General features: G+C 64.7%; 4 protein-coding genes. All 4 read left to right on the top strand.

The features are described from left to right. Window positions 1–894: LLM class flavin-dependent oxidoreductase (locus PFH44_RS26175; protein ID WP_283826635.1), on the top strand; the 894-nt coding region annotated here is incomplete at its 5' end. A gap of 7 nt (window positions 895–901) precedes the next feature. After that, a complete protein-coding gene (locus tag PFH44_RS26180) occupies window positions 902–1,855 on the top strand; it encodes a glycine betaine ABC transporter substrate-binding protein (RefSeq protein WP_283826636.1) in 954 nt (317 codons plus the stop codon). Continuing rightward, the gene (locus PFH44_RS26185; protein WP_076944779.1) at window positions 1,852–2,664 is read left to right on the top strand and encodes an ATP-binding cassette domain-containing protein; all 813 of its coding nucleotides are present in this window, start codon (window positions 1,852–1,854) and stop codon (window positions 2,662–2,664) included. The genes PFH44_RS26180 and PFH44_RS26185 overlap by 4 nt, the downstream gene beginning before the upstream one ends. After that, window positions 2,661–3,218, top strand: a 558-nt coding sequence (locus PFH44_RS26190) for a hypothetical protein (protein ID WP_283826637.1), incomplete at its 3' end; no start/stop codon positions are given. The genes PFH44_RS26185 and PFH44_RS26190, both read left to right, overlap by 4 nt.

Raw genomic sequence — 3,218 nt, forward strand, 5'->3', positions numbered from 1 at the left:
CCTGGGGTGTGTGGTGGGCAGGGAGGTGTGTATGAGAGACGACTGTGGGGCTCCTGGGATGCGACAAAATTTCCGCGCGATAAGCAAAGCGGCGTTTTTTTTGATGCCGATGCGCTGCGTGAGCCCGGCTTTCAGGGGCGCTGGTTCCGCGCGCTGGGCGGGCTGAACGTCTTGCCCTCGGCGCAGGGGCAGCCGGTGCTGGTGCAGGCCGGGGCGTCGCCCGCCGGACGGGATCTGGCGGCCCGCCATGCGGAAGTGATTTTCGTCGCGACGCCCACCCTGGAGGAGGCGGTTGCCTATCGCCAGGATCTGCACGCCCGCCGTAAAGCGGCCGGCCGCAGCAGCGACGACCTGTATATTCTGCCCGGCATTTTTCCGGTGATTGGCAAAACCGAGGCCGAGGCGCAGGCGAAGTTTGATCAGCTGCAGTGGCTGATCGCCGAAGAGGTCGCGCTGGCGCTGCTGGGGAGCTATCTCGGCGATATTGATTTAACGGATGTCGATCCCAACGGCCCTTTGCCACCGCTGCCCGCGTCCAATTCCATTGCCAGCCGCCAGCAGCTGCTGCGGGAGCTGGCGGAGCGCGAAAACCTTACCGTGCTGCAGCTGGCGCGGCGCATTGCCGGAGCGCGCGGCCACCTGCAGATCGTCGGCCCCCCGCAGCAGGTGGCGGCGGAGATGATCCGCTGGCACGAAGCGGGCGGGGCGGACGGCTTTATGCTGCTGCCTCCCACCTTCCCGGAAGGGCTGGACCTCTTTATTTCCGATGTGGTTCCCCTGCTTCGCGAACGCGGTCTGCTGACGCCGCTGGAATTTAGCGGCACGCTGCGCGAAAGGCTCAGCTTGCCCGACCCGCAACCTCTTGACCCACACCACAATGACCCGGAAGGATGATCGCCCGATGAAATTTTTAGCGAAGAAAATGATTGTTGCCCTTCTGCTGGCGACGCCCGCAGCCCACGCCGTCAGCATTGTGGATGCCGGGTATGCTACCGCTCAGGGCACGGCGTATGTCGTCAAGCTGCTGCTCGAAGATCAGACGGGGGCGGAGACCAAAATTGTGCCCGTCTCTTCCGTGCCGGTTATCTGGGAAGGGCTGAACCGCAACAACGGCGAGATCGATATCTGGACCGACGTTTGGCTACCGAACCAGGACGCGCTGGTGGCGAAATACGCCGGGGCGGGCAAGAACGTCACCCTGGCGAAAAACGCCTATGCCGGAACCCAGGGCTACTGCACCCTGACGGCGACCGCCGAGGCGCACAATATTCATTCCGTCTACGATCTGACCGATCCCGACAAGGCCAAAGTTTTTGCCGCGAAAGGTTCGGATCGCGGGCAGATCTGGCTGGGTGCGGCGGGCTGGCTGTCCACCAATTATGAAGAGATCCGCGCCCGAACCTACGGCTTCGCGCCGTTCTTCGATCTGACCCGTTCCGATGAGGCGGTGGCGACGGCGGCGCTGGATAACGCCGCGAAAACGGGCGGCGCCTGGATCGGCTACTGCTATGCGCCGCATCAGAACTACGTCCGCTACAAGCTCACCAATCTGCAGGAGCCTAAGCATACTCTGACGACCTGGCAGGTTGCGGATCAGTCGGACCCGGACTGGTTAACGAAATCGCGCATCAGCACCGGCTATGGCGATGCGGCGATCCACATCGCCTACAGCAATCACTTTGCCCAAACGAACCCTGATGGGGTAAAAATCGTTGAAGCGATCCATTTCGACACCCAGGACGTCAGCGCCCTGGCCTATGCGATCGCCGTCGAAGGGAAGACGCCGGAGCAAGCGGCGCGCGGCTGGCTGGATGCGAATAAGGCGCGCGTGGCTGACTGGCTGAGCGCGAAATGATTCAGCTGGAAAATGTCTGGAAGGTATTCGGTTGCGATCCGCAGCATGCCGTCACCGCGCTGCGGCGCGACCCCGACGCCCGCCTGCCCGCGGGCGGCCTGGCGGCGGTGCGCGGTATCGATATGCACGTCGAGCGCGGCGAATTGCTATGCATTTTAGGCCTCTCCGGGTGCGGCAAGTCCACGCTTCTGCGCATGGTGAACCATCTGATCGCGCCCAGTATCGGTCGCGTGCGCATCGCCGGGGAGGCGATTGCCGAGCTGTCGCCCGCCAGGCTGCGCGAGCTGCGCGCCCGCCGTATCGGGATGGTGTTCCAGAGCCACGCTCTTATTGAACATATGAGCATTCAGGAAAACGTGGCACTACCGCTGGAAATCCTCGGGGTTGCCCGCGCCCGGCGCGAAGCGCGCGCCGAAGCGCTTCTGGAACGGCTGGGGCTTGCCGGGATGGGGCAGCGCGGGATCGACACGCTCTCCGGCGGGATGAAGCAGCGGGTTGGGCTGGCGCGCGCGCTGGCCTCCGATCCGGACGTGTTGCTGATGGACGAGCCCTTCAGCGCCCTGGACCCGCTAATCCGCGACGACCTGCAGACCGAGTTTCGCAGCCTGTCGCGCGATCTCAATAAAACCACGCTGTTTATTACCCATGATGTCGGCGAAGCGCTGCGCATCGCGGATCGTATCGCCGTTATGCGGCAGGGGCGCTTTGAGCAGCTGGCTACGCCGGCGGAGCTGCTGGCCCGTCCGGCCAATGAATATGTCGCCCGCTTTATCCGCATTGGCATGGCGAGAGCAGAGGAAACCACATGATGCAACAGCCGGATGTCGTGACGCCGTTTTACCAGCGCGCGTTTAGCCAACTGCAGGATGAGTCGCGCAGGCTGCCGCCTTTTCATCGCAAAGCGGCGCTATTCGGCAGCCTCTGGCTTGGCGCGCACCGCTTTCGGGGGCTGTTCTGGCTATTTTTAAGCGCCGAGCTGATTGGGGCGGCGCTGATCGTGCTTGCCCTGAGCCACGGCCTGTCGCGCGACCAGCAGGCGCGCGTGACCACCCTGGTCGAGCTCGCGAGCCAGCGGGCGCAGGAGGCCGCCGCGGCCCACAGGCAGGACCCGCAGAGCGCGATGACGCAAGCCCTGGAGCGCTCCGCTGCGTCGCTGAGCAAAGCCGCCAGCGACGCGCGCGCGGCGCTTGAGGCCGAGCGGGGAGGGCGTGGCCTTATCCTCGGCGGGCTGGCCGCGCTGCTGGGCGCGCGCGTTATTTTAGGATTCGCCGCCGTGCCGCTGATGGCGGGGCGGCTGCGCAGAGCGCGCCTGACGGGGGATTTTAGCGGCATGACCTGTTCGACCGGGGCTGGCCCCTTCTCG

The organism is Klebsiella sp. Ech2A, from assembly GCF_030078455.1.
GTDB lineage: Bacteria > Pseudomonadota > Gammaproteobacteria > Enterobacterales > Enterobacteriaceae > Klebsiella > Klebsiella terrigena.

Excerpts from the sequence above, each read along its gene's own strand:
- PFH44_RS26185 (WP_076944779.1), top strand. The coding sequence starts at position 1,852 with ATGATTCAGCTGGAAAATGTCTGGAAGGTATTCGGTTGCGATCCGCAG.
- PFH44_RS26180 (WP_283826636.1), top strand. The coding sequence starts at position 902 with ATGAAATTTTTAGCGAAGAAAATGATTGTTGCCCTTCTGCTGGCGACG.